The organism is Agaribacterium sp. ZY112 (genome assembly GCF_041346925.1).
Classification (GTDB): domain Bacteria; phylum Pseudomonadota; class Gammaproteobacteria; order Pseudomonadales; family Cellvibrionaceae; genus Agaribacterium.
This window is the reverse complement of record NZ_CP166840.1, coordinates 1364523-1390996: the sequence shown is the minus strand read 5'-3', so window position 1 is coordinate 1390996 and position 26474 is coordinate 1364523. Positions and strand designations below refer to the sequence as shown.

At 45.2% G+C, this 26474-nt stretch carries 16 protein-coding genes; 8 read left to right on the top strand and 8 right to left on the bottom strand.

Going from position 1 to position 26474, the window contains the following annotated elements:
- Positions 1-134 precede the first annotated feature (134 nt).
- Complete coding sequence (locus AB1S55_RS06165) at positions 135-2519, top strand: beta-galactosidase (RefSeq protein WP_370980921.1); 2385 nt, start codon at positions 135-137, stop codon at positions 2517-2519.
- Between the two features lie 50 nt (positions 2520-2569).
- On the opposite strand, the gene AB1S55_RS06160 is transcribed toward AB1S55_RS06165, so the two are convergent.
- A complete protein-coding gene (locus AB1S55_RS06160) occupies positions 2570-4078 on the bottom strand; it encodes a tryptophan halogenase family protein (RefSeq protein ID WP_370980920.1) in 1509 nt (502 codons plus the stop codon).
- A gap of 423 nt (positions 4079-4501) precedes the next feature.
- Between AB1S55_RS06160 and AB1S55_RS06155 the strand changes: the two genes are divergently transcribed.
- The 3 genes from AB1S55_RS06155 to AB1S55_RS06145 all read left to right on the top strand — a co-directional run bounded on the left by AB1S55_RS06155 (position 4502) and on the right by AB1S55_RS06145 (position 7487).
- A complete protein-coding gene (locus AB1S55_RS06155; RefSeq protein WP_370980919.1) occupies positions 4502-5659 on the top strand; it encodes a cytochrome P450 in 1158 nt (385 codons plus the stop codon).
- A 91-nt stretch (positions 5660-5750) separates the two neighbouring features.
- A complete protein-coding gene (locus tag AB1S55_RS06150; RefSeq protein WP_370980918.1) occupies positions 5751-6059 on the top strand; it encodes a 2Fe-2S iron-sulfur cluster-binding protein in 309 nt (102 codons plus the stop codon).
- 165 nt (positions 6060-6224) lie between these two features.
- On the top strand, positions 6225-7487 hold the full coding sequence (locus AB1S55_RS06145) for an NAD(P)/FAD-dependent oxidoreductase (RefSeq protein WP_370980917.1): 1263 nt from the start codon (positions 6225-6227) through the stop codon (positions 7485-7487).
- A gap of 107 nt (positions 7488-7594) precedes the next feature.
- On the opposite strand, the gene AB1S55_RS06140 is transcribed toward AB1S55_RS06145, so the two are convergent.
- The 6 genes from AB1S55_RS06140 to AB1S55_RS06115 all read right to left on the bottom strand — a co-directional run bounded on the left by AB1S55_RS06140 (position 7595) and on the right by AB1S55_RS06115 (position 18237).
- A complete protein-coding gene (locus tag AB1S55_RS06140) occupies positions 7595-11908 on the bottom strand; it encodes an Ig-like domain-containing protein (protein WP_370980916.1) in 4314 nt (1437 codons plus the stop codon).
- A 328-nt stretch (positions 11909-12236) separates the two neighbouring features.
- On the bottom strand, positions 12237-13547 hold the full coding sequence (locus AB1S55_RS06135) for a PAS domain-containing sensor histidine kinase (protein ID WP_370980915.1): 1311 nt from the start codon (positions 13545-13547) through the stop codon (positions 12237-12239).
- Positions 13534-14892 carry a sigma-54-dependent transcriptional regulator gene (locus tag AB1S55_RS06130; RefSeq protein ID WP_370980914.1) on the bottom strand — a complete coding sequence of 453 codons (1359 nt, stop codon included), beginning with the start codon at positions 14890-14892 and terminating at the stop codon, positions 13534-13536. Before AB1S55_RS06130 ends, AB1S55_RS06135 begins: the two co-directional genes overlap by 14 nt.
- A 7-nt stretch (positions 14893-14899) precedes the next feature.
- On the bottom strand, positions 14900-16102 hold the full coding sequence (locus tag AB1S55_RS06125; protein WP_370980913.1) for an ABC transporter permease: 1203 nt from the start codon (positions 16100-16102) through the stop codon (positions 14900-14902).
- Complete coding sequence (locus AB1S55_RS06120; protein WP_370980912.1) at positions 16095-17495, bottom strand: ABC transporter permease; 1401 nt, start codon at positions 17493-17495, stop codon at positions 16095-16097. The genes AB1S55_RS06125 and AB1S55_RS06120 overlap by 8 nt, the downstream gene beginning before the upstream one ends.
- Before the next feature lie 13 nt (positions 17496-17508).
- A complete protein-coding gene (locus AB1S55_RS06115) occupies positions 17509-18237 on the bottom strand; it encodes an ABC transporter ATP-binding protein (RefSeq protein ID WP_370980911.1) in 729 nt (242 codons plus the stop codon).
- 260 nt (positions 18238-18497) lie between these two features.
- Between AB1S55_RS06115 and AB1S55_RS06110 the strand changes: the two genes are divergently transcribed.
- Positions 18498-20723 (top strand): glycoside hydrolase family 3 C-terminal domain-containing protein, encoded by a 2226-nt coding sequence (locus tag AB1S55_RS06110; RefSeq protein WP_370980910.1) that lies wholly within the window; start codon positions 18498-18500, stop codon positions 20721-20723.
- Positions 20724-20817: 94 nt separating this feature from the next.
- On the opposite strand, the gene AB1S55_RS06105 is transcribed toward AB1S55_RS06110, so the two are convergent.
- A complete protein-coding gene (locus AB1S55_RS06105) occupies positions 20818-21699 on the bottom strand; it encodes a helix-turn-helix domain-containing protein (protein ID WP_370980909.1) in 882 nt (293 codons plus the stop codon).
- Between the two features lie 266 nt (positions 21700-21965).
- On the opposite strand from AB1S55_RS06105, the gene AB1S55_RS06100 reads away from it, so the two are divergent.
- From AB1S55_RS06100 to AB1S55_RS06090, 3 genes are all read left to right on the top strand, one after another.
- Positions 21966-23084, top strand: coding sequence for a Zn-dependent alcohol dehydrogenase (locus AB1S55_RS06100; protein ID WP_370980908.1), 1119 nt, complete (start codon positions 21966-21968; stop codon positions 23082-23084).
- Between the two features lie 20 nt (positions 23085-23104).
- On the top strand, positions 23105-23911 hold the full coding sequence (locus tag AB1S55_RS06095; RefSeq protein WP_370980907.1) for an alpha/beta hydrolase: 807 nt from the start codon (positions 23105-23107) through the stop codon (positions 23909-23911).
- Between the two features lie 321 nt (positions 23912-24232).
- Positions 24233-26395: an FdhF/YdeP family oxidoreductase gene (locus AB1S55_RS06090; RefSeq protein WP_370980906.1), complete on the top strand. Its 2163-nt coding sequence runs from the start codon at positions 24233-24235 to the stop codon at positions 26393-26395.
- The last annotated feature ends 79 nt before the right edge of the window (positions 26396-26474 follow it).

Here is a 26474-nt window from a genome sequence, read left to right as displayed (position 1 = left end):
ATATTTTTCTTATAGGTACTTTTACACAAAAATGAAATCGTTTACATTTCTTGCTTAACACCTAAAAGATAGAGGGCTTTTTACAAAGCGGCCTAATATAAAACATGCCTCCTACTAATCACTGGATAACAAAAATGAAAACAAGCCACCATAACGGCATCATAACTATTATGTTTGGAGCCTTGTTTCTATGTGGATGTAGCTCCTCACATCCCCCCGGAAAAATGCAGCAGCAAGCCAAGCAGCACGACACCATAAGTACTTTGTTTGACTTCAACGACGGCGTCATCCCCCCTGAATTCGTCTTTAATAACGCAGACGCAACGTTGGTGGACGATAACAAGGGTGGCAAAGCCTTGCATATCAAATTCCACAGCCAAGCCAACCTTCACACAGCCTTCGCCATTACTAAAGATCCAGGCTGGGATTGGAGCACTTTGGGCGATGTCAGCTTTGCTCTTGATATCGCCAATGACGGTGAACGCAGCAGCTCATTGTGGATCAACACCAATGACGGCGATGGCGCAAGCTATACCCGGGCGATCTCTGTACCTCCAGGCCCCGCGCAAACCTATTACGGTAAAATGAATGGCCATGATCTAGCTTCGCCCTCTGAGAACATTAACATCGAACTTAATTTTGAAAGTGGCCTGCGCTCGAACCCTGCAACGTGGCAAGGCTATGAAGACAACATGTTTGTATCGATGTGGGGTAAAAAAAACCTCAATGTCAGCAATATAAAGCGCATCGCCTTTAGCGTGGACTATGCCCTGTACGACCGCGAAATCACTATCGACAATATCCACCTCATTCAAAGCCCCAAAGCAGACCCTCTCTTTCTTAGCCAAATCGTCGATAAATACGGCCAAAATGCTAAAAAAGAATTTAACGGAAAAATTCACAGCGACACAGAACTCGCCGAACAACGTCAAACCGAGCGCCAGAGCCTCAATCAAGGAAAACCAGAGCATAGAGGTAAATTTAACGGCTGGACTGAAGGCCCAAAACTCAAAGCCACGGGTTATTTCCGCACCGAAAAAGTGAAAGGTAAATGGTATTTAGTAGACCCAGAGGGTTATTTATACTTTGGCACGGGGATCGATATTATTCGACTGTCTAATTCAACCACCATGACTGGCTATGACTTTGACCCCAGCCTTGTTAAACAACGTGCAGCCGACGACCTCACTCCAGAAGACTCGGAAGGTTTAAATCGAGTACCTGATAAAGCGATTAACAGTCGCCACCTTGTAAGTGAACTTAGAGCAAATATGTTTGAGTGGCTGCCAAGCTACGCTGACGCCCTCGGTAAACACTTTGGCTATCGCCGTGAAGCACATAGCGGCCCTATGGCCCGCGGTGAAACCTTTAGCTTTTATAGCGCCAACCTTGAACGAAAGTACGGCCAAAACGGTACTGATTACTTACAAGCATGGCGTGATACCACTGTCGACCGAATGCTGAACTGGGGCTTTGCAGCACTAGGTAACTGGACAGACCCCAGCTTCTACGACAATGATCGTATTCCTTTTTTCGCCAATGGCTGGATTATTGGCAACTATAAAACCGTCAGTTCAGGAAACGATTTTTGGGCAGCCCTACCTGATGTCTTTGACCCCGAATTTGAAAAACGAGCTTATGCCACCGTTCAGCAAGTAGCCAATGAAGTAAAGGGCAGCCCTTGGTGTGTTGGTGTGTTTTTCGATAATGAGAAAAGTTTTGGGCGATCGGAAACCCTTGAAAGCCAGCTCGGCATTGTTCTACATACACTAAAACGAGACGGCCAAGAGGTTCCAACAAAAGCTGAGTTTACTCGCTTGATGAAAGAGAAATACGGCAATATAAACCAACTCAACGAAGCTTGGGGCAAACATATTCAAAGCTGGGCAGAATTTGAACGCGGTATTGATTCAACTTTAACTAAAGAAGGCTCTCAACGTGCGACTCAAATTGCCGACTATGAAGCCCTTCTCTACGCCTACGGCGCCAAATACTTTGGCACAGTCAATAAGGCTATGAAAGAGCTTATGCCTAACCACCTCTACCTTGGCTCTCGTTTTGCCGACTGGGGCATGCCTTGGCCCATTGTTGAAGCTGCTGCAGATATTGTTGATGTGGTGAGCTACAACAACTACAAAGATGGCATGCCAGCCAAGCGCTGGGCCTTTTTAGAAAAATTAGACAGACCCAGCATCATTGGTGAATTCCACTTTGGCTCACTTGAATCCGGTATGTTCCACCCTGGTGTTACTCTTGCAGCCAGCAACGCCGATCGTGCCCGCGCGTATAGCGAATATATGCACAGTGTGATCGACAACCCCTACATGGTTGGCGCACATTGGTTTCAGTACATTGATTCGCCTATTACCGGCCGCGCTTACGATGGTGAAAACTACAATGTAGGGTTTGTCAGCGTCACTGATACACCTTATAAAGACATGGTTGATGCAGCAAAAGCAGTGCATACAAATATGTATAAACGCCGCTATCACGGAGAGAAGAAGCTGGACACACAGTAGGAAAGTAACTTAAAGCGGGAAGAGCTAAGCCACTCTTCCCGCTTTAACGATTAAGCTTTAGCTTTACAAAAGTGATCAATAAACTGTTGATGAGTTGGCATCTGCCGACTAATTTCTTTAACCGCATGTTGATACTGAGAAATATGATGATCGAGCGTTCTCTGATCCAAAGCGTCGGCGACTGGGTTATAGCTCTGGGGAATCATGCCTTGCCCGAACATAACCGCCACCCAACTATCCAAACCAAAAGGGTCAAGATCATAGTCCGAATACACACCCGACTCTCTCATTAAACTCATTCTATGGGTTAATATCTCAGGTAATTCTAGGTTCTTAAGGTCTCGCCAAAACGGGCTATCGTCTCGCTCAGAAAGCACATAGTGAAGCAGAATAAAATCACGAGTTCTTTCATAGCTCAGCGCCATCGCACGATTATATTCTTTCACACTCACATCAGAAGGCTTGCCATCGACAGGCAATAAGGTAATCAGCCGCGTTAAGCCCTCTTGTACAAGGTGAATAGCGGTTGACTCAAGTGGCTCAATAAAGCCAGATGATAAGCCAATAGCCACACAATTTTTATACCACGCTTTTTTTCTACGCCCAACGGTGAAACGAAAGCTTCTTGGCTCCGCCAAAAGCTCGCCATCAATACCCGCAAGCAAGATGTCAGTGGCTCGCTCATGATCCATATATTTACTTGAGAAAACATGGCCATTGCCCATTCTGTGCTGCAAGGGTATCTGCCAAGTCCAACCTGCTTCTTTAGCGGTCGACACAGTAAAAGGCATAGGTTCAGCCGTTAGTGCTGACGGTACCGCTACTGCACTATCCATAGGTAGCCAGTGACTCCAGTCTTCAAAACCCGCATGCAAGGTATCTTCAATCAGCAAGCCTTTAAAGCCTGTACAATCTAGATAAAGATCAGCCTCAACTGTCGCCCCTGATTCAAGCCTTATGGCTTTAATATCGCCACTGTCATTATCAAGCTTAACCTCAACCACTTTGCCTTCAATACGCTGCACCGCTCGCTTTTCTGCATACCGCCTTAAAAATCGGGCATATAAACTTGCATCAAAGTGATAGGCATAATTAATACGAGAAGCCAAAGAAGTTGGGTCTTGATTGGGACGCATAAAACGGCCTTGATGCGCGGCAGTTTCATTAAGAGAAAAAGCTTTGAGGCTTAAATCAGGCTGCTCTTGTTTCGCTCTTAGCCAGTAATGATGAAAGGATAGGTCCTCTAAAGGAATGCCATAAGAGCCAAAGGGGTGCATGTAGCTCTGCCCGAGAGCGCCCCAATCAATAAATTCAATCCCCATTTTAAAGGTTGCTTGAACCTCTTTCATAAAGGTTGCTTCATCAATACCGAGCATGGCATTAAACTTAGCAATATGAGGAATAGTAGCCTCACCAACCCCTATAGTTCCGATATCCTCAGACTCGACTAAAGACACCTTAATATAGTCAGGTAAGGCCTTAGAGAGCAGAGCCGCCGACATCCAGCCAGAAGTTCCACCACCAACAATGACTATATGCTTAATTCGAGAATGATCCATATGTTAAGCCCCGCTCAAAAGTACAAACCATATTCGCTTTATGCCTTTCGCGCAAACCCGTTAAAACAGATGCTTTTTAAAAGAACTTAATGCATACAAAGAACAAAAACTTACCACTTCCAAAGTAAGCACAAGATATCTAAGACTCACTTATTCACTCAATAAGAGCAGGCTAAATACCATTAATTTGACAAAAAAGTCCCTATAATCGAGACAAAATAATGGCTTTAAACCCAAAGCTAGCGTCTCAACAGTTAATAAAAAAAAGGCTAAAAAGCATTATTATGCTACTTTTGGTTAATTCAGGCGGTATTTTTGACTTAAATCAGATTCTATTATGACCAGCGTTTACATACGAATACTCTGTCGCATCAGTGCCATGGAATGAGTCACAAACGACAGTAATACTATAGAGATAAAAGCATGAAAATCAGTGAACTACCCGATCCGTTCAAAGAAGCCCGTGACAGCGAAGGTGTTGGCCACCAAAACGATCAAGATGATCCTGTACTCATGGCTTTGCGCCTTAAAGATGTCCGTAAAGGCGCTCACAACTGGAAGGGCTTACAAAGTGGCGCAAAACCTGGCCGTATTGTTATTCCATCTGAAGTCGCCATTCGCGATACCCGCCAAATTCCATTTGAAGTTGACCCGCCAGAACATAAAAGCTATCGCGATTTAGTTGAGCCTTGGTTTAAGCGCCCAACAGAAGAAGCCTATCAAGCCAAACTGCGTACCATTATCGAAGGCTGTATCGACGACGCACTCGCTGTAGATAAACTTGAAGTAGTCGGTGATTTTAGCCTAAAACTTCAAAGTCGTGCCTTAACAGTTCTACTAAATATTCCTTACGAAGAATCCAAGGTTTGGATTGACTGGGGCACCCACGTCTTCCGAAGTGAAGACTCGGACCTAGATGGCGACAAAGCAAATATCCTTTATGACTATATCGATGCACAAATCGATAAAGCCATCGCCAAGCCAGGCGAAGACCTCTATAGCGTCTTACTTGCTGCAGAAGTCAACGGCAAGAAAATGACAAAAGAAGAGGTAAAGGGTGTGATGATCCTCACTTTTGCAGGCGGTCGCGACACGGTGATTAATACCTTAACCAATAGCATCGCTTATTTTGCCGATCACCCCGAATCTCTTGAGCGCTTGCGCAAAGAGCCAGAAATTCGCAACAGCGCAATTGAAGAACTAATTCGCTACTTTTCTCCTCTTACACAAATGGGGCGAGTGGCTACAGAAGACCAAGTTGTGTGTGAACACGCTGTTAAAGCTGATACTCGTGTTGGCTTATGCTGGGCCTCTGCCAACCGGGACGAACGAACCTTCCCAGATGCAAACGAAGTGGTACTTGATCGTAAAGTAAACCCACATGTAGCTTTTGGTTTCGGCACGCACAACTGCTTAGGCTCAACCCATGCGCGAGCGATCATGGCCATCCTTATTGAAACGCTATGTGAAAAAGTTGAAAGCATCGATATTCAAGACTACAAAGAAAATATTGAAGATCTTGATCAATTTAAGCGCAAAGTTGGCTTTGACAGCATCGACGTTAAATTTAACGCGCGCTAACACAAAAGCAACAAGATAAATTAGACTCTCAGGGCGCCTAGTTCAGCGCCCCATACCTTATAACTCTGCATTACATAGAGAGACATAAACAATGGCTAAGATTACTTTTATTACCAGCAATGATGAGCAAGTCACCTTAGAGGCCGACTCAGGCTCAGTGATGGAACTGGCTGTTGCCAACGGCGTTGAGGGCATTGATGGCGACTGCGGTGGCGTTTGCTCATGCGCAACCTGTCACGTTCACGTTCTACCTGAGCACACAGAGAAAACAGGTGAAGCCAGTGAAATCGAGCAAGACATGCTTGAGCTTGATGACGATGCCGACGAATACAGTCGCTTATGCTGCCAACTAGAAGTCACTGACGCACTCGATGGTGCCGTGTTTCGAGTTGCCAAATAGCTCATTGCTAAATAAAAATGCGGTCGCTTAAGCGGCCGTTTTTTTACCTGTCCTCTTAGTTAAAACTTAGCGCCATTACAGTAATAAAGAGCCCTAAGACACACGCCAAAGAGCTGAACTAAGCCCATTAGACAGCTAATAAATAGTTAAGTGAACCCTAACACTATGTCGAATACTACAACTGATACTACCCAAAAAGTCTGCGCCGTTATTGGCGCCAGCCATGCCGGCGTCAACTTTGCCTTTGCGATGCGCAAAGAGGGCTGGCAAGGTCAGATTATTCTTATTGATAGCGACCCAACCACCCCCTATCATCGACCGCCGCTTTCAAAAGCTTATTTAACCAGCGACGACGCGATTGATAAAAATCTGTTAAAAAATATCGACACCTACGAGAAGTCGAATATTGAACTTCGCCTAGGCCAAACCGTCAGTAAAATTGATAGAGAAAAACAGATTTTACTTTTAGCTGACGGCAGCGAGCAGCCCTATGACAAATTGGTCTACGCCACTGGCGCCCGCCCATTTATTCCACCTATTCCAGGTTTAGAAAACGCCGCCAAGTGCTACCCCTTACGAACTGCAGAAGACGTCAATAATATCCGCAAAGCTTTTAATCAAAGCGAACAAAAACGCGTTGTTGTTATTGGTGGTGGCTATATCGGTTTAGAAACGGCGGCGTCACTTAAAAAACTCGGTGGTGATGTAAGTGTTCTTGAACGCGAAGAGCGTATTTTACAGCGCGTAACTGCGCCTCATATGAGCGCGTTCTTCCAAGACCTTCACGCTAACAATGGCGTCAATGTATTTACCAGTAAAAACGTAAGCGCAATTGAACAAGGTGACACATGCAATCAAGTGCTGTGTGACGATGGCACACGCCTAGATGCCGATTTAATAATTGTGGGTGTTGGTATTCGAGTAAACGCCGAGCTTGCTCAAGAAGCAGGTCTTGAGGTTGAAGTTGGCCTAAAAGTAAATCAATGCGCACAAACCAATGACAGTAATATATATGCGATTGGCGATTGTACTGTCCACCACAACCCTCACTACGATCGCATGATTCGTTTGGAGTCGGTACAAAATGCCGTAGACCAAGCCAAAGTCGCAGCTGCCGCCATATGTGGTAAAGACGTTACTTACAACACCATTCCTTGGTTCTGGTCTGATCAATACGATATCAAATTGCAAATGGTTGGTTTAAGCCAAGGTTATAGCGACATTATCGTTCGTGAAGAAGAAGGTGAAGGCACACGTTTTTCAGTTTGGTACTTTAAAGATGAAGAACTATTGTCTGTTGACGCCGTTAACTTTGCCAAAGCTTATGTTGTAGGCACTAAGTTTATTAAAGGTGGCGATAAAGTCGATAAGGCTAAAATCGCTGACCCCAGCGTTGAGTTTAAGCCTGCGAACCTAATTAAGATCTAAAACCAATTCAGATCTAAAATTAGAGCTGACATCAATAAGCGAGCGCATTAAACAAAAAAAGCCCTCACAATGTGAGGGCCTAAGCAGGGACTTCAATTTATTTAAAGTTATTTAAATACTCTGCGGCCAGCAATAATAAAACCAGCACCTAGCATTAATAACAGCTGCCAAGGATCAAAAGCACCACCACCTTTTTCCTCTTCTGCTTCATCCGAAGTTTCTGGTGCAGGCTCTACCGAAGTTTCTGGCGCAGGTTCTGCCGAAGTTTCTGGCGTAGGCTCTGGCGCAGGCTCTGCCGAAGTTTCTGGCGCAGGCTCTACCGAAGTTTCTGGCGAAGGCTCTGCCGATGCTTCCGGCGAAGGCTCTGCCGATGCTTCCGGCGAAGGCGCAGGCTCAGGCTCAAACGACTCAACTAATTCAAAACGGATATAGTCAGCATTCCATTGCCATGCATTGGCACCATAGCTTTGCACTCGAAGCGAAACAGTTCCGGCCGTATCAAATTCAATACCGTCCGCGATATCAAAATCAACAAACGCTGCCCAACCACCTGTGCTTGGCAATACTGTTTCAGCAATTGTGTTTCCTCCAGAGATCAAACGCACAGCTATTTCTCTATCAACAGGCACACCTGAAGCATAATTCAGCACCGCGCGATAGCGGCCGCGTGTTTCAACATCAATACTGTAATCACCCCAATCACCGGTGGTATTAAAGTTAATAATGCCATCTTCAACTTGGAAGCCTTGATCATCATCACCACCTATAGCCGGATCATCACGACCTGTTGCGATGAAACTTTCTAACTCAAGCACGATGTCATCTACTTCAGGTAAAGGATCACTGCTAGGTTCTACCGATGGCTCACCAGAAGGCTCTACCACTGGTTCGTCAGAAGGCTCTACTGTTGGCTGATCTGATGGCTCGCTTGAAGGCAATGGACTTGGTACTGGACCAGACACATTGTCTGTCAGCTTACGTAGCATTAGTTTATCGGCATTCCACTGCCAAGCTGCCGGAGCACCTACCGACAAAATGCGCAAGGTGTAGGTTCCAGGGCTTGCAACAACGAGGGCATTACTCACAGTAATGTCTTGCAAACTATCCCAACCACCTGTCGCAGGCACGGTTGCACTACCAATACTTGCACCGTTAATAAAGGCCTCTATACCGCCACCAGCAGGTGAGCCTAATGAAACCTGTACTTGGTAGGTCCCAGCTTCACTAAAGTTGATGTTGTAATCAGCCCAGTCTCCGGTTTGATTAGTATTGATATTCGTTTCGGAAACAACAAAACCATCAAATGCACCACCTGTTGCATCCAAGGTTTCCGCTTCAATCACAACAGCTTCTGATGAAGCATCCACAACTTCAACAGCAGTTTCATCAGTATGCTCACCATCATTGCTGCGCGCTGTAATAGTTGCAGTACCGACAGCTACAGCCGTCACCTCACCACTAGCACTTACTGTGGCAACATTCGTATTACTAGAACTCCAAACCACAGAGGTATCACTTGCATTAGCAGGAGTAAAAGCAACTGAAAGAGGAAACACATCTGCAATAGGTAGTACCGTAAATTCAGGCGTAATCGTAATTGCATCTAAAGCTAGAGAAGTAACTTCAATGCTTGCCCTTGCACTTAACTCACCCTCAACTGTTGTTGCAGTAATGGTGACATTACCTGCACCTACAGCTTCCACCAAACCACTCGCACTAACTGTCGCAATGCTCTCGTCTGAAGAGCTCCAGGTAACAGCTCGGTTCTGAGCGTGGATAGGTCGTACTGCTGCAGTTAGCTGCTTTGAAGCACCGATATTAAGCTCGGCAGGCACGCCACTCATACCAACACTCGTTGGCACAAGCGCACTAACATCAAAGTCAACGTCGGCAACAAAACTGCCATCAACAGACTCTGCCGTTACTATTGCAGTACCAAGCCCCGTTGCTGTTACAAGACCATTCGGGTCAACACTAACAACAGAAGAGTCTGAAGAAGACCAAGTAATACTTTTATCAGCAGCTGTTTCTGGAGCAATTTGCGCCGTTAATGCGACAGACTCCGTCACTTTCATATTCATCGTACCGGTTTCAGCCAAGCTCAAACCTGTTACCGCATCGCCGGAAGGCGCAGTGACAACACTTCGATTTAAATCCGTGCTCTGATCCCAAACCTGCAACATCGCAGCACTATAGTCACCAGAGGCGAGTGTAAATAACTCAAACGTGTTATTGCCATCGTCAGCCAAATATTCAGCAGGGAAAGGCAGCTCCATGGTCAGCATCAGACGATTCGTGTAAAAATTCTCACCACGCCAATCCGCATTCACATCCACTTCATTACCGTTTACGGTTAATTTAACTCGACGATCTTGCTCTGTACCTTTAAACGCATTCGCTAAGAAAAAGCCACCGGTAACTCGTAATTGCGCTTCACCTGTAACCGGCTTATCCACACCATTAATCTGAATCGATAACGGTGTTGCGCTTCTTGTTACACGGTAGGGTTCTGCAGCCGCCAAAGGCTCTGCTGCGTATTTAGTTTCATTACTGCTCTGACTTAAGTCGATTGGATTGGCATATTCAATATCGAGAATAAAGGTCGCATCCGCACCCACAGTTAATTCAGTCGGCAGACTAGCAAGCTCAGCTTCAGCTAAAATAGGCTTACCAATACCATTACTCACATCACCATCTGCATCAAGCGTTTCATCTAAATAAAGGTGACGCAAGGTAATGCTGTTGATGTCATTGCCGTCAATACCAGCCCAACTTAAATCAACACTCGTTTCCTCTCCATGCAAACTATTCACAATGACATACATATGATTTTCTGCGTTCATGTCATTATTATTTACATAAGCATCAACCTGGATATCTCGGTCGCTGGAATAAGTATCAACCCGTTCACCTTCAACATCACGCCATAACTCATACCAGTGAATTGAAGCATTAAAGTTCCAAGTACAATTCTCGTAAGCCTCAGCCGTTTCTTCACAGCTATCATAATCACGATCTAATAGGCTCTGAGAATACGGTGCAGTTTTGCCTGCATCACCCCAAGTACCTTTAACCACAATAAAAGGTAAGGATGCAGTTACGTAATCAGGGCGCTCCATAAATTGCATCATTTGCTGAGAGAAAGGCTTTAAAGCCTCCCAGCGCATACGGTGGCGATCAAGTGTTGTACCTTGAGTTTGGAAACGACCAGAAACGGTTCCATACTCAGAAACAATAACGGGCTTACGCTGACCCAACATTTTCATGTCGTACCATTCAAGCTGGTCTAATACGCCCTCGGTGTGCACACCTGTTCGCCTAACACCGCCATTTTCTTGGGGCCAGCGAGGCCAGTCATAGGTGTGAATAGAATAGAAATCCATATTCTGGCCGGCCGTATCCATAAAGCCTTTCCAGATAACATCCCACTGATACCACTGACGATTTGTATTGGAGTCCGCCATGCTTTCAGACTCAGCAAAAATACCATTGGTAATAGCATCTTTAATTAATGTAGAGCCTTCATCATTACCATAAAACGCACTTAATAATGCGTCCCCTTGACGGCGAGGTGCACCCGTTGCTGTTTTGTCACCGTTTTGAAGGTCGTGCAACCCCCAAGTCATACCACCAATTAAAGGCGCGTCATCACCTAAGCGCTCACGAACAACGTCAGCAACAACATTGTGATAACGGAATAATTCTTCCCAAGTAGAAACATGCCCTTCATGTCCTGGCACATTCATTAACATATCGGGCTCGTTAACCACTTCCCAATATTTGGGCATAGCCAAACGGTTCGGATTACCTTCTTCACGAAGGTACATCTGCTCTAGAAAATCAGCATACCATTCAGCCGCTTGCTCCATAGTACGCGGACGCCATGGACTTTCAGTATCTAAGCCGCCACCAAACCAAGAATAAGCTGACCAGTTAGGAAAAGAAGGCTTAGGCTGAGAACCCATAATCATCGCCGGCGCACGATCAAAGTATTCTTGATGATCAGCGAACTTATTATCTAGAGCCCAATGGTAAGCGCCCGCTGCCTGCTGGAATTGCTCAGGGTCATGATTGCCCGCATGCCCCCAAGGAAAAATCTCAGGGCCGTTATCTTCACGAGTGTAATCTCCCTGAGTCTGCTTGAAGTACCAAGTGGGTGTGCCTGTATCACGGCCAAAACTCACCCCTAGCTCCATTAAATAATCGAGCTTTTCTTTTTCACCTAAAAATTCATTCTCGATTGGAGTAGCGTGAATCATAATGCGACGTTCACGACCAAAATTTGAAATACCATTAACCGAATGCAGAACATTGGCATTGATGTCTACTTTGACATTCGCCAATGTCGTTGTAGATAGGCCACCAGCAAACACAGCGGAAGCAAGTCCGACAGCATGCGAGAGGCGAGTTAGCTTATACATGGGCTGACCTCAGATTTATTATTTATTATTTTGCTGAGCAGGCCTTCGTTGTCGACGTAAGCTTAAACCTTAACTAGGCTTAACAACGGTATAAGTCCATTTATACATATCTAAAGTCAGAACCTGCTCGAGTGCATTAGAGGCTTTTGCAATAAGCGATCCAAAAACAGAAGAAAGTGTTATAAGCCGCATTAACAAAGCTTTTCGCGAAGATAAAAAACAAAAGACAAATAAAAAGACGGGAATCGGACGGCCACCGTACGACCATCGGACACAAAAAGACAGGCCAACAATAACAATTAAATACTATAGTAAATGACTACTTTATTTATAAATCCAAGGGCAGTTTAATTTGAACACTCAAACCACCTGAACTTCGGTTTTTTAAACTCAACCAACCTCTATGGGCCTGCACAATCTCTTGGCATAAAGCTAGGCCAATACCGGTGCCATCGGATTTTGTAGAGTAAAAGGGTAATAACGAGTTCTCTAGCACACGATCTGACATACCCGTGCCCCTATCCTGCACACGGAACACAAGCGCATCAGAATAAATGTAACTACACAAAATAATCTCACCCTCCTGCGACCCTGACTCCTTAGCATTTTTAATTAGATTCAGTAGTACTTGTTCCATTTGAATAGGGTCAAATCGTACATTTTGGCTTTTATTGTGATGGTTTACTTTAATACCTGCCTGCACAGCAATTGAATTCAAAAAATCAGCAACATCAACAGCAGCTAGAAGAGGGAGAGGAAGCTTGGCAAAATCACTATAGCCTTGAAGAAAGCTATTCAAGCGTGCCGTTCGTGAAGAGATTGTTTCAAATATTAAGGGTAAGCTGGAGTAATCGCCCATTGATAAAGACTTCTCTCCCGAGTGAGCTAAAGAGCTGATTGGCGCTAACGAATTATTAAGTTCATGAGTCATAACACGGATCATCTTCTTCCACGTCTTCACCTCTTCACGACCAATTTCTTCAGTTAAATCCTTAAACAGATAAAGCGTATGCTCTCTCTGATTTATATTAAAAACACTACGAGAAATATGATAAGTGCAGCGCGTATCATTTTTGTCCCACTCAACAATTGCATTACTAGCATTTAATACTGTCTGAGCAATAGGATCGGCGTTTTGCTTTAAGATAGAAACAAAGTCAACATTTTTCATTGATCGCCCTTGATACAACAGCTTTCTCGCCTCAATATTCTCATGAACAACCCGCCCCCTCTCATCACTTAAAACAATAATAAGACTGGCCCTTTGAATGATCGCATCCAAAAGTAACTCTCTTTGATTTAAACTAATCCTTTCATCATGCAAGGCATCGGCTGTTTCATTGTAGGCTCTAATCAAGCTAGACAAACCATCATTAAAAGGATCTTTTATCCTCTCTGAAAAATCCCCATCTTTAAAGTTATTTAATCCCCTCTTTAAAATATAGGTGCGAGAATAAACAAAACGATACAGCTGAAAACCAGCTAGAAGAATAAAAACCAAAGAAACAAGCAGTACACTTATTATCTTCTCAGAAAGCGACTCAGCACGCATAGACACCAACAAAAAAGTCAACACCGTTGCGTGAAGTGACATCAAAACCACAAGCGCAATAATTGGGCGAATGTTATTTTTTAACATCAGAAGAAATCTCTATTTGAAACTTCTCAATCCTGCGATATAAGGCCTGCCTACTTAACCCAAGAGCTCTAGCTGCATGGGTAATTACTCCACGATACTCTTTGATTGCCTGCTCGACATCTTGCTTATTCGGCTCGACATTACCACTAGCAGTGACAACTTGCCCCTGCATATTCAAACCAAAATCCGCTAAAGAAATGGTTCTACTATCACTCAACAGAATCGCTCTTTGCACGCTATTTTCTAACTCACGAACATTTCCTGGCCAAGCATAACGCTGCAGTTTCTGCGAAGCCTCAGGCTCCAGATCTCGCTCACTACCTAAAAAGTGATTCAATAAAGGTACAATATCTTCTGGTCTATCTCTTAATGCTGGCAGCTGCAACTCCAATACATTGAGCCGATAATATAAATCCTCTCGAAATCGTCCCTCTCTAATCGCTTGCTGCAAATCAGTGTTGGTTGCACTAATAACTCGAACTCTCACTGTTTGAGTCACATTGGAGCCCAAGCGCTCAAATTGCCCTGTCTGCAAAACACGCAATAATTTCATCTGCCCTTGAGGCGAAAGGTTACCAAGCTCATCAAGGAACAAGGTGCCGCCATCTGCAGCTTCAAAACGCCCAATACGACGCTTCGTCGCCCCAGAATACGCGCCAGCTTCAGCGCCAAATAATTCAGCTTCAATCAACTCTGCAGGTAAAGCACCAAGATTAACAGCGATAAAGGGCCCATCTTTTACTCTTGAATTTGCCTGTATCACCTCAGCAATTTTTTCTTTACCAGCCCCATTGGGCCCTGTAATTAAAACAGGAATATCCGAAGGCGCCACACGCACCGCAACATCAAGTAACTTCTGCATTTTAGGTGCTTCATAAATCACTCCGCAGAGATTAGCACGCTCAGCAAGCTCTAATTTTTCATCTTTAATTCTTTTAGCGCTTAGCAGTTGCTGAGCCTGTAACTCGTGAAGCTCCAATAGATTTTCAACTGTTGCCATCAGTTTTTCATCATCCCAAGGTTTAGCAACATAATCTACCGCACCAAGCCTAACTAAGCGCACTGCAGCTTCAAGCTGAGTCCATGCAGTGATAATAATAACGGGTAAATCCGGCTTTAATTCACGAATAGCAATAAATAAGCGCTCTCCCTCTTCACCCGAGGTTGTATCATGAGTGAAATTCATATCCTGTATCACCAAGCCTATATCATCGTGACCATGAATAAGCTCCAAGCCCTCCTCTGGTGAACAAGCGTATTCAGACTCAATGCGATGCAAAGAAAGCAACACTTTAAGAGCACTTCCGATATCGGGATTGTCGTCAATAATTAGGACTTTATACATGGAACCCTTACTCCTGAATAACATAGCTTGCTGGCGCATTACGTATTGCCCAACGCACAGTAATAAATACAGCTAAGAGACTCACACACAGTAGAGTCAAAAAACTAATAAAAAAGAACTCTGGTTTTAAAGCGGGGATTTCAACAGCCAGAGTAAAAAAATACTTATATGCAATCAAACCTGCAGCAGATACAAATAAAGACGCGACAAAGTAATAACAAGCTTCAACCATAAAAAAGCAAGCCAACGATGCTTTAGTACCCCCCAATGCAAAACGTAAAGAGATTTGATTACGTCTCTTATTTAACAAAAACGAAACCAAGGAAACAATTGATATTAAGCTAACCAAAACCAGTGTCACCGACACACTGAGAAGCAACTTTAAAAACAAACGGTCATCGTTATAAATTTGCTTCTCCAACTCAGACATACTAATGTTTCTAACAATAATTCGATCAGGATTTATTTTTAGCAACATGGACACAGCTTTCTCTTTGACATAAGCCAAAGCATCCTCACTGCATCGAACAATATAAAATGTCCCTTTTTGGTAGCGAGCATCAGGAAAGAAAACGGCCGAAGCGGAGTAATCCCATGTATCCACACCGGGCACCCGATCTACAACACCAACAACCTTAAGCTCCACGTTGCCACTGCCATAAAACAACTTAGCTAAGGCGCTTTCTCCCGGAAATAAGATTGCAGCTAAACTTTCACTAACAATGACATTTTTACTATTATTTCTTATTGGGTTATCCACTCTATCTATGTCACTACTTACAAAATCTCGCCCCTCAAGAATCCGATAACCCAAAGCCCTCATAGAGAACTCATCACTACTGTAATAATTAGCTCTGACCGCATCATTCTGCTTGCCATCAGCCGGCCAATACCACGCCAACAGCCCAGACTCATACATAGGAATAGAGTAACTTGCAGAGGCATATTCAACTTCGGCTAGCGAACGAATAGCACTAAGGTCTTGATTGACAAGCAAGCTGCGCTCAGCCTCATCGCCATCAACAAGTACCTGTATAAAAAACACGGACTTCTTATCATCATCCAAACCCAATATCACCTGACCTCGGGCGGAAATAACCATCAGAATATAGGCAAGTAGAATTAAGCTAAAAGCCAACTGAAAGACAATCAATAAAGGGCCTATGGGGTGGCGAAGCATAATTTTAAAGGCAGGACCCAATTCAAGCATAGCGCCCCTCTTTTTTTAATAACGAGGAGGCCGTTGCAGACATGATTTTAATAGAGGGGAGAAGAGATGCGCAAAAAACGATAAAGATAAGTACAACAAAGAAATAAAATAAGGCTTCTTTTATAGGTAAACGATGTGAAAGCGTGCTGGCATGCAGGCCCTCAAAGACAAACAGTAATACGTGAGTAGAAAAAGCTGAAAAACACAACGCCAAGGTGCTTAGCAGAAATACCTCCGCACATTGCTGAATAAATAAATTAGAACGGCTAGCCCCCAAACTAAGCTGGACCCCCAAAGAGCTGGATGCCCGAGAAAAACGAGAATAAACAATAAGAGAGAAATTCAATATACAAATTATAAGAAAAATAAGTGCAACAACCAGCATCATCTTTAGGTCACTGCCCACCACACTATGCAAAACTAGCAACTCTGAAGGCTTATCCAAATAAAAATTAGCTTGATAAGTAAAACGCCCAGCTTTACGCTCACTATCGATATAGCCTTGTAACCACTGCTCAAAGACTTCTTTCTCTTGCTTACCATCTAGCTCAAGCCAAAACTGAATCCACGCCAAATCACTAACAAGCCCCTGATCAAAACTTGAAAAGACCGGGAATGAAGGTCGACTCTCAACTCCACCCCAACGATCCAACTCTAGGGCAACAGCCAAATAAAAAGGAATGAAGCTCTGATCAGCAGGACCAAACACCCCCGCCTCTAAATCATGGACCTTGGGAGCTGGTGCCCACTCATCTATCACACCAACTACTTCAAAGCGGCGCCCAGAAAAATTAAGCTGCTTACCAACGCTATTGCTAAGCTTAAATAATTGCTGACTTAATCTATTCGAAAGAATGATGGGGTAAATCGTATCTCGATCTTGCAGCATAGAACCCGCTATCGGTCGGTCAAAACGCTCCTCCCAACTAGCCCCATATAGAAGTGGAACCTCAAACATAGAAAAAAAACGCCCAGTAACAGCACGAGATGTCACTAAAAATGGAGGGGTAGTTTGACCTTCACGACTAATTTTAGCTCCCGTCAGGTAGCTAATAGACATTGGCCAAACCGAATTATTATTAAAAATCGCCAATGCATCTCGCCATATTAGCTGCTTCGGCACCGGCGCATGCTCATAGAGCATCGACTTCTGCTGAGAAGAAGCTCGCCCCAAACCACCAAAAGAATCAGGTTGCCAAGCACTAAGCCGAAGCGAATACAGTCGCTCATCCTTATCAGAAAAAGGGTTTTTAGAGGCTGCATCTAACACGGTAAGCACAACAAAAAACACCGAGACACCGGCACACAACACTAAAACAGCAAGCACCGATGAAAGCAGGCTTTGCTGAAGCTTCAAAAAAGCGACTCGCGTAATAAAAAACAGATGCCCCATGATTAAGTCATAACTAAAGTGTTAAATCTGCAGAGACTAAAGCCTCATTAAGCATTACCCCCTGAACAGGGTCATCCAATAAACGACCGTCAACAATATGGATTTGCCTGTGAGCACGGCGAGCCAACTCATGGTCATGAGTCACAAGCACCACAGCAATACCACTTGCGTTTAAAGACTCCAGCATATCCATGACTTGCCTCGCCATTAATGAATCCAAACTACCGGTCGGCTCATCAGCGAGAATAAGTTTAGGCTCAGTGACAACCGCTCGGGCGATCGCAACACGCTGACGCTGACCACCCGATAATTGACTAGGAAAATGATGTTTTCTAGAGCTAAGCCCCAATTGACTTAATACGTCATTAATACGAGTTCGTCTTTGACGAGCTGGCATCGCTCTATAGCGCAAGGGCAGGTCGAGATTATCAAAGACATTGAGCTCAGGTATTAAATTCGCGTTTTGAAAGACATAACCAAGACATTGATTGCGTAAACGTGCCAGTTCACGTTCTTTTAAACGACTGACATCCTTACCATCTAGCAGGTAAGTACCGCTATCAGCCACATCTAATAGACCGGCAATATTGAGCAAGGTACTTTTGCCTGCACCAGAAGGCCCTGTAACCGCCACAAACTCACCAGCACTCACACTAAAATTAATGCCCCGTAGAGCAAGCGTTTCTGACATGCCTTGAACAAAGGACTTGTTGAGCTCGCTCATGCTCAAAATAGGACTCATAGTAGTAACCTAGTGTAAGGACCAAGCAAAGCTGTTATTTTTCAGGTACAAATGCAAAAGTAATACCATCAAATACAACAAGTTTCTCGACAAATGTAATCGTTTTCATGTTACGGTAATGACAAGCATTTTATTCATATAAACCGTTACTCAAGAGCAAACCCAGTTCTTAGCCTCAGCTAAAACGTAACGAAAACGATTAAATATGAAATGCCCTACTAACCTAACTATATACACAATAATAGAGGTGCTTGCCCTCCATGTCTTTACGAGCTCACTTTCAAGCCTTTTTCAAACATCGAATACGCCCCACCACCTTAGCTTTAGTAAGCCTGAGCACCCTAGGTACTGCGGTACAAGCAAATAGCTCTGAGCCCAAATTCGCTTGGTACAACTCAAACTTGAGCTTTGAGTCCCGAGCAGAGCAACTTATAAATGCAATGACAACTGAAGAGAAGATCGCTCAACTCAGCGAAAAGACTCCGGCTATAGATAGGCTTGGCCTACCTGAATACAACTGGTGGAACGAGGCTCTACATGGCGTTGCTCGCAACGGCCGAGCCACTATTTTCCCTCAAGTTATTGGGCTTGCCGCAAGTTTTGACCCACAACTAGCACACCGCATGGCCGATGCAATTTCAACCGAAGCACGAGCCAAGCACCTGCTAGCCGCGTCCGCGGGCAATCGCGGACAGTACACCGGACTCACCTTTTGGAGCCCGAATATCAATATTTTCCGTGATCCACGCTGGGGACGCGGACAAGAAACCTATGGTGAATCCCCTCTACTTAATGCCACCATGGGCAGTGAATTTGTCCGCGGACTACAGGGCGAGCACCCCAAGTATTTAAAGTCTGCGGCCGCTGCAAAACACTTTGCGGTGCATTCAGGGCCAGAAGCAGAACGCCATACTTTTGATGCTAGAGCTTCAGCCAAAGACCTCTATGAGACCTACCTACCGGCTTTTGAAGCACTCATTAGTGAAGCAAAGGTCGCAGGTTTAATGTGTGCTTATAACGCCGTCGATGGGATACCCGCATGCGCCTCAGATTTCCTACTCAAAGATCTGCTCAAAGACCAGTGGGGCTTTAATGGCTATATAGTCTCAGATTGCGGAGCCCTGTACGATATCCATCACGGCCACAAATACGTTGAAACGCCACCGCAGGCAGCAGCCACAGCCCTTGAAGCTGGGGTAAATCTAAACTGTGGCTTTACCTACCCAGAATTAAGTGCAGCCTTAGATCAAAAGCTAATTAACGAAGAGCTGATCGATTCACGTTTAAAAGAGCTTATGCTGATCCGCTTTCGCCTTGGTTTCTTTGATCCTATCGAAGCAAACCCTTTTAACGACGTACACATAGAACAAGTAAACAGCCCTGAACATATCGCCCTTGCGCGTGAAGTAGCAACTAAATCAATCGTCCTACTTAAAAACGATAACAACACCCTACCGCTAAGCAAAGATATTAAAGTGCCTTATGTTACTGGGCCTTTTGCTTCATCTAGCGATGTACTCATGGCAAATTATTACGGTATCTCCGGCAATATGGTGACTATATTAGAAGGAATCGCTAACAAGCTTTCTATGTCTTCATCATTAAATTACCGCATGGGCGCCCTGCCTTTCCATGAAAACCTAAACCCATTAAATTGGGCCCCAATGGTCGCCAAAACGGCCGATGCAACAATCGCAGTAGTAGGGATTTCCGCGGATATGGAGGGCGAAGAAGTCGATGCTATTGCCTCGGCCGACAAAGGCGACCGCGTTAGCTTGAGCCTACCAGCCAACCAAGTTGATTACATTAAAACCATCGCCAAAAACAAAAAAGGCCCGCTTATCTTAGTAGTAGCTAGCGGCAGCCCTGTAGCACTAGGCGAGCTACATGACCTAGCCGATGCTGTTTTACAAGTTTGGTATCCCGGCGAGCAAGGTGGCAATGCCGTAGCCGATATCATTTTTGGTGACGCCAACCCGTCGGGCCACCTGCCTCTAACCTTCCCAAAATCGGTAGATCAATTACCAGACTATGGGGACTACAGCATGCAAGGGCGCACCTATAAATACATGACCGAAGAACCACTTTACCCCTTTGGCTTTGGTTTAAGCTATACCAACTTCAGTTACAGCAAGCTTAAAACCGAAAAAACCAAAGATGGCGGCTTAAATGTCAGTGCAACCATAAAAAACACCGGCCAACGAGACGGCAGCGACATCGCTCAGCTCTACCTAGAACCGGTTAAGGCTAGCAACGGAGAGGCCCTTTATGTGCTTAAAAAGTTTCAACGTCTTGAACTAAAAGCAGGTGAGAAAAAACAAATTAACTTCAGCTTAAGCGCAGATGAGCTTAGCCAAATCAACAACGAAGGTAAAAAACAGGCGCTTTCTGGAAAATACTACGTACACATTGCCAATGCGTTACCGAGCAAGCGCAGTAAAAAACTTGGTGCCAGTAAACCTGCCTCGAAGAAAATAACATTCTGACAAACAGAGAAAGAAGACAAACAAAAAACCCAGTGCTTACACTGGGTTTTTTATATCCTGCACAACGTCACTTCAGTATTAAACACTGAATTTATCAGCTAACCTCTACTTCCCCCTCTTTAGCTCGATCTAAAAAACTTTGCTTGTATTTTTTAGGCGTCACCCCAAATTGCTTTTTAAATAAAGCAATAAAATGTGAAGGGCTAGAAAAATTCAACTCATAACTTACATCAGTCACACTATAGCCACTTTGGCAAAGTAAACGAGCTGCACTATATAGGCGATGGCGGATGCTATATTCGCTGTAGTTGTAACGAAAAACACTTTTAAATAAGCGTGAAAAATAAGAGGGGCTTAAATGACACAAATCAGCGGCCTCATTTAAACTAAGATCAACGCTTTTATTGCGGCGAAATAAATTTAGAATAGGTTCTAAGCGAGCATCGTTCATCGGCCGTGACTGATTATGAGTATGCGGCTCTTTAACAGGCTTAGCAACTTCAGCAATCCAGCTTAATAATAATTTCAACAAACTTTGGCTTTTATCGCTAAATGGATCAGCCTCATAACTCTCATGCAACCACGCTACTACCTGCCTAATTTTTTCTTTAGAGCCATCATCGAGCCTTAAGTGCATTCCATACTTAAAAAAAGCTTCCGCTTGAGCTAGGCCATTTTCCTCTAGAAACGAAGGCAGGAACTGAACAATAAACCACGATTTTTGTCGATCTGTACACTCAAAATCATGTGTTTCTAGGGCCGGTGTAAACACCAGGTCCTGATCTTGTAAGTCACTCTCACCTTGATGGTAAAAAAAGCGCCCTTCAATTTCTTCAAAAACGATCAGCTCGTGAACTTCATGGAAATGCATAAAACAGGAATAAGGGTCCTGCTCCTCATAGCTAACGTAGTGAACTTCGAAGTTGTAACCTTCTCGTATGCAAAAAGGTTCGCAATATGTATTATTTTTTTTCATTCGAGGATCTACCCGTCTCTTTAATCGTACAAAGACTTAAATTATTCGCTGCTTATGCTCCATAACTACTTCAGCGTAAGCCACTTTCTTCCCGAGGGCTCTATATTTTCGCTATTTATGTCATAGGGATAGGAATTTTTCACTATATAACTCCCCTTTTTTAGAAAACTAGACAATATTATGCTACTTTTTATGAGCTTTGTTACAGAAAGCCCACTTACACGATGGTGTAATCCCTGCCACATTCAGTTCGGTAAATATTTGTCATGCGTCAATCTAAAGCTCTAATTACAGACGGCCAAGGCCACTTCGAAGTTCGTACAATTGAGGTCGGAGATCCTGGCCCTGGAGAGGTTCGCGTTAAGCTAATGGCCTCCGGTATCTGTCACACGGATTGGGACAGTATTACTAACTGGAACAAGACTTTTGTTGTCGGCCACGAAGGCGCAGGCATCGTTGATGCTGTAGGTGAAGGCGTTACTCGTGTTGCCGTTGGCGACAAGGTAATTCTTAACTGGGCCATCCCTTGTGGTGAGTGCTTCCAGTGCCTTGAAGGCAATCCTCACATCTGTGAAGTTAACAGCCCAGTTTGTGGCAACGACCTTTGCGGTCACGCTCACGGCGCGGCGAGCAAACTCGAAGGCGAAGACGTCGAGCGCTCTTTCCACCTCGGCACCATGGCTCAGTACACCGTTGTTCAGCAGGGTGCTGTTGTTGCTATGGGCGAAACCGACTTACCGATGACCTCAGCCTCTATTGTTGGCTGTGGTGTGATCACCGGCTGGGGTTCAGTTGTAAATGCCGCTGAAGTTAAAGCAGGCTCAACCGTTGCCGTAATCGGCTGCGGTGGTGTTGGCCTCAACGTAATTCAGGGCGCTCTGCATAGCGGTGCGGCTCGTATTATCGCAATCGATCTAAGCGAAGAGCGCTTGGAGCAAGCCCAGAAATTCGGTGCCACCCACGGCATCCTCGCCACTAAAGGCGACAACGACTTCAATAAGATCGGCGAAAAAGTTGCCGAGATCAACGGCGGCCGCCGCGCCGACTACGCCTTTGAGTGTACTGCGGTTCCAGCCCTAGGCTCTGCCCCTCTGGCCCTGATCCGCTCTGCAGGTACTGCAGTGCAGGTGAGTGGTATTGAAGAGAAAATCGACTTTGACTGTGAGCTGTTTGAGTGGGACAAAATCTACATCAACCCACTCTACGGCAAGTGCAACCCAGACCGTGACTTCCCGCGCATTGTTGAACTCTACAACAGCGGCAAGTACATGCTCGACGAGATGGTCACCAAGACCTACACCCTCGAGACAGCAGCGGAAGGTTTTGACGACATGCTCAAAGGCCGCATAGCCAAGGGTGTGATTGTTATTGAGCACGACGACTAAGCGCTGTTGGAGAGTAAGAGATGGCAATTCAACAGATAGAAAAGTCCAACCCCAAGTATATGAACGACGAGCAGCTAATGCTGCTCACCGTGCACAGCTCAGCGCTTAAAGGCCGTGGCAACATCAGTGTCTACAACGCCTATAGCGGCAGTAAAGACTTACCAATCGTAATCCTGATGCACGGCGTCTGGGGCAACCACTGGGTGTGGATGCACCTGGGTGGTGTACACGAGGCTTACAACAAGCTTCGTGAGCAGGGCCTCGGCGAGTTTGTATTGGTTATGCCCGAAGACGGCTCCTACTACGCAGGTTCTGGTTACTTGCCGCTTAAGAACTTCGACTTCGACAAGTGGATAGTTGAAGACATGCTCGAAGGTGTGATCCAGAGCGTCGACGGCGTCAGCGACAACAGTAAGTTGTTTATCACTGGCCTGAGCATGGGTGGTTACGGTGCGCTTCGCTTAGGTGCGAAGTACGCCGACAAATTTGCCGGTATCAGTGGTCACAGCTCTATTACCGACAAAGCTGAGATTCAGGATTTCAATAAAGAAGGTCCCGAGTACTACGAGCTTGCGGCTGACGCTGCCGAAGGTGAAGCCGATATCGTTTATTGGATGCAGAAGAACAAAGACTCTATGCCCCCAATGCGCTTCGACTGCGGTACTGAAGATCAGCTCTACCAAGGTAACTTGAAATTCAAAGCCCGCCTTGAAGAAGCCGGTTTAGATTTTACTTACGAAGAGTTCCCCGGCGGCCACGAATGGCCCTACTGGAACAAACACATCGAAGATACCTTCCGTTTCTTTGATGAAATCAATAAAGGCTAAAGCTCAGCTTCAGAACATTCTGAACCTGGCACATTAGTCAAAGCTAGGGGTCAAAGTGACCTGATGAGACCGTCGACAGCAAGGAAGCTGTCGTCGAGCCCCCAAGGATGGGTTCACGGCGTGTCTCAGCAGAGCACTTTGGCCCCTAGCCATATATAAATTACTTAATTTTGCACCCTAGTTGGTGCCACGCAGCAAGCGGGAATTGCTTGTGGGGCTTCTCCTCGGCATCCATGCCTCAGAGACTCCCCACAAGCAATTCCCGCCCGCTGCCTTAACCCATGTGCAGTATCTTGGGTTTTCTAAGAGATGAGGTGGACTATGGCTACTGCTGGTGGCTTTAAAGCAATTCGAAGTGTTTGGCGCTATGCGCTGAAGATAGGGCCTATCAATCTATTTAAGACAGTGACTTCCAAAAACGCCTGTAAAGCCTGTGCCTTTGGTACTGGTGGTCAGAGTGGTGGTATCTGGAATGAACGTCACCACGGCATTGAGATTTGCAATAAAAATATTCAGGCCCACCTCAGCGATATTCGCGAAGGCATTGCCAACCCCGTTTTTATGCAGCGTTCGATTGACGAGCTCAGTAAACTAAGTGGCAAAGAGCTTGAAGATTTAGGCCGCCTAGTCACGCCACTTTATAAAAAAGCAGGTGACAGCCACTACAGCCCAATCTCTTATGAACAAGCACTCGAAAAAATCACAGAAAAGCTAAAACAAACAGAGCCTAAACGCAGTTTCTTTTATGCCTCTGGCCGCTCCTCAAATGAAGCCGCTTTTAGCCTGCAGCTCATGGCACGCCTTTGGGGCACCAACAACATCAACAATTGCTCTTATTATTGCCACCAAGCAAGTGGTGAAGGTCTTACCGCGACCGTCGGCACAAGCACCGCCACCATCGAGTACGATGACTTATACGAAGCTGATACGATTTTTGTATTTGGAGCCAACCCCGCCTCCAATCACCCTCGCTTTGTGAAAACGCTGATTGAATGTCGCCGTCGCGGTGGCCAAGTGGTGGTGATCAACCCAGCCAAAGAACTCGGCATGCAGCGCTTTGCCTCCCCCAGCGATGTTAAATCGATGCTTATTGGCGGTGAAAAGGTCGCTTCTCATTATTACCAACCTCATCTAGGTGGTGATCTAGCCTTAATGCTCGGTATCGCCAAAGCCCTCATCGAGAAAGGCCAGATCGATCACGACTTTATCCAAAAACACTGTGATGACTTTAGTGCCTTTGACACCCATGTACGCAGTTTAAAGTGGCCTGAATTAGTTAATAGCAGCGGCGTCAGCGAAAAAGAAATACGCCAGATCGCAGCCATTTATGCAAAAGCTAAAAAAGCCGTATTCACATGGTCAATGGGTCTAACACACCACCTTCAAGGTGTTGCCAACATTGAAACCATTGCCGCACTGGCCCTCATGCGCGGCATGATAGGCAAACCTGGTGCAGGCTTAATGCCTTTGCGAGGCCACAGCAACATTCAAGGCACTGGCACAATGGGCTTTACCCCATCACTAAAAGCTCCTGTTAAAAAGGCCTTAGAAGCCGAGCTTAGCCATCATTTCCCTAGCGACGCAGGTCTAGACACCATGGCCTGTATGGATGCCGCTGCAAACGGCGATATGGATCTGGCATTCAACCTAGGCGGTAATTTACTCGCCTCTAATCCAGATACGACCTACGCCACCGACGCCCTCAATAAGATTCCATTTAAGGTGTATATCAACAGCACCTTAAATATGAGCCATGTTCACGCTGTCGACCAAGAAGTGATCGTACTACCTATTCGCGTGCGAGATGAAGAGCAGCAAGCAACCACACAAGAGAGCATGTTTAACTATGTGCGCATGAGTAATGGCGGTATAAATCGCTTCCCTCAACTGCGCTCTGAAGTCGATCTCATCACCGAGCTGGGCAGCAAGATCATAGATAAAAACATATTCGACTTTAGCCAGCTTCGAAGCCATCAAAGCATCCGTGAGCTAACCTCAAAAGTTGTTAGTGGCATGGAAAAAATGGCCAGCATTGACGCCAGCAAACAAGAATTCCATATCGATGGCCGCATATTGCATAGCCCCAACTTCAATACCGCGAACAATAAAGCCGCTTTTCGGGTTCATAGCCCTGTAGCTCGTAAGGCAGGCCAGTTTATGCTTTCAAGCGTTCGCAGCGAGTCCCAGTTTAATAGCATCGTTTTTGATGAACGCGACAGCTATCGTGACCAAGAGCATCGCTGGGTGGTGATGATGAACATAGAAGACATTCACGAGCAAGGCCTTAAGGTTGGCGCCAAAGTCGACATCAGCACAGACACCGGCACCATGAAAGCAGTTGAAGTCAGTGCCTTTGATGTACGCCGAGGCAACGTACTGTGCTATTACCCAGAAGCAAATATTTTGATTCCACGCGCAACGGGTGAACGCAGCCATACTCCTGCGTTTAAATCCGTAGCCATCAGTATCAAGCCATCAAGCTAAGAGCTAGACTCAAACTAGCAACAAGCCTCAAACTTATGTTTGAGGCAAACTAGATTTCTGCGCTATAGCGCCAATACTT

Excerpts from the sequence above, each read along its gene's own strand:
- AB1S55_RS06120 (WP_370980912.1), bottom strand. The coding sequence starts at position 17,495 with ATGGGGCATCTGTTTTTTATTACGCGAGTCGCTTTTTTGAAGCTTCAG.
- AB1S55_RS06155 (WP_370980919.1), top strand. The coding sequence starts at position 4,502 with ATGAAAATCAGTGAACTACCCGATCCGTTCAAAGAAGCCCGTGACAGC.
- AB1S55_RS06105 (WP_370980909.1), bottom strand. The coding sequence starts at position 21,699 with ATGAAAAAAAATAATACATATTGCGAACCTTTTTGCATACGAGAAGGT.
- AB1S55_RS06135 (WP_370980915.1), bottom strand. The coding sequence starts at position 13,547 with ATGTTAAAAAATAACATTCGCCCAATTATTGCGCTTGTGGTTTTGATG.
- AB1S55_RS06130 (WP_370980914.1), bottom strand. The coding sequence starts at position 14,892 with ATGTATAAAGTCCTAATTATTGACGACAATCCCGATATCGGAAGTGCT.
- AB1S55_RS06090 (WP_370980906.1), top strand. The coding sequence starts at position 24,233 with ATGGCTACTGCTGGTGGCTTTAAAGCAATTCGAAGTGTTTGGCGCTAT.
- AB1S55_RS06140 (WP_370980916.1), bottom strand. The coding sequence starts at position 11,908 with ATGTATAAGCTAACTCGCCTCTCGCATGCTGTCGGACTTGCTTCCGCT.
- AB1S55_RS06125 (WP_370980913.1), bottom strand. The coding sequence starts at position 16,102 with ATGCTTGAATTGGGTCCTGCCTTTAAAATTATGCTTCGCCACCCCATA.
- AB1S55_RS06150 (WP_370980918.1), top strand. The coding sequence starts at position 5,751 with ATGGCTAAGATTACTTTTATTACCAGCAATGATGAGCAAGTCACCTTA.
- AB1S55_RS06165 (WP_370980921.1), top strand. The coding sequence starts at position 135 with ATGAAAACAAGCCACCATAACGGCATCATAACTATTATGTTTGGAGCC.
- AB1S55_RS06100 (WP_370980908.1), top strand. The coding sequence starts at position 21,966 with ATGCGTCAATCTAAAGCTCTAATTACAGACGGCCAAGGCCACTTCGAA.
- AB1S55_RS06110 (WP_370980910.1), top strand. The coding sequence starts at position 18,498 with ATGTCTTTACGAGCTCACTTTCAAGCCTTTTTCAAACATCGAATACGC.
- AB1S55_RS06115 (WP_370980911.1), bottom strand. The coding sequence starts at position 18,237 with ATGAGTCCTATTTTGAGCATGAGCGAGCTCAACAAGTCCTTTGTTCAA.
- AB1S55_RS06095 (WP_370980907.1), top strand. The coding sequence starts at position 23,105 with ATGGCAATTCAACAGATAGAAAAGTCCAACCCCAAGTATATGAACGAC.
- AB1S55_RS06145 (WP_370980917.1), top strand. The coding sequence starts at position 6,225 with ATGTCGAATACTACAACTGATACTACCCAAAAAGTCTGCGCCGTTATT.
- AB1S55_RS06160 (WP_370980920.1), bottom strand. The coding sequence starts at position 4,078 with ATGGATCATTCTCGAATTAAGCATATAGTCATTGTTGGTGGTGGAACT.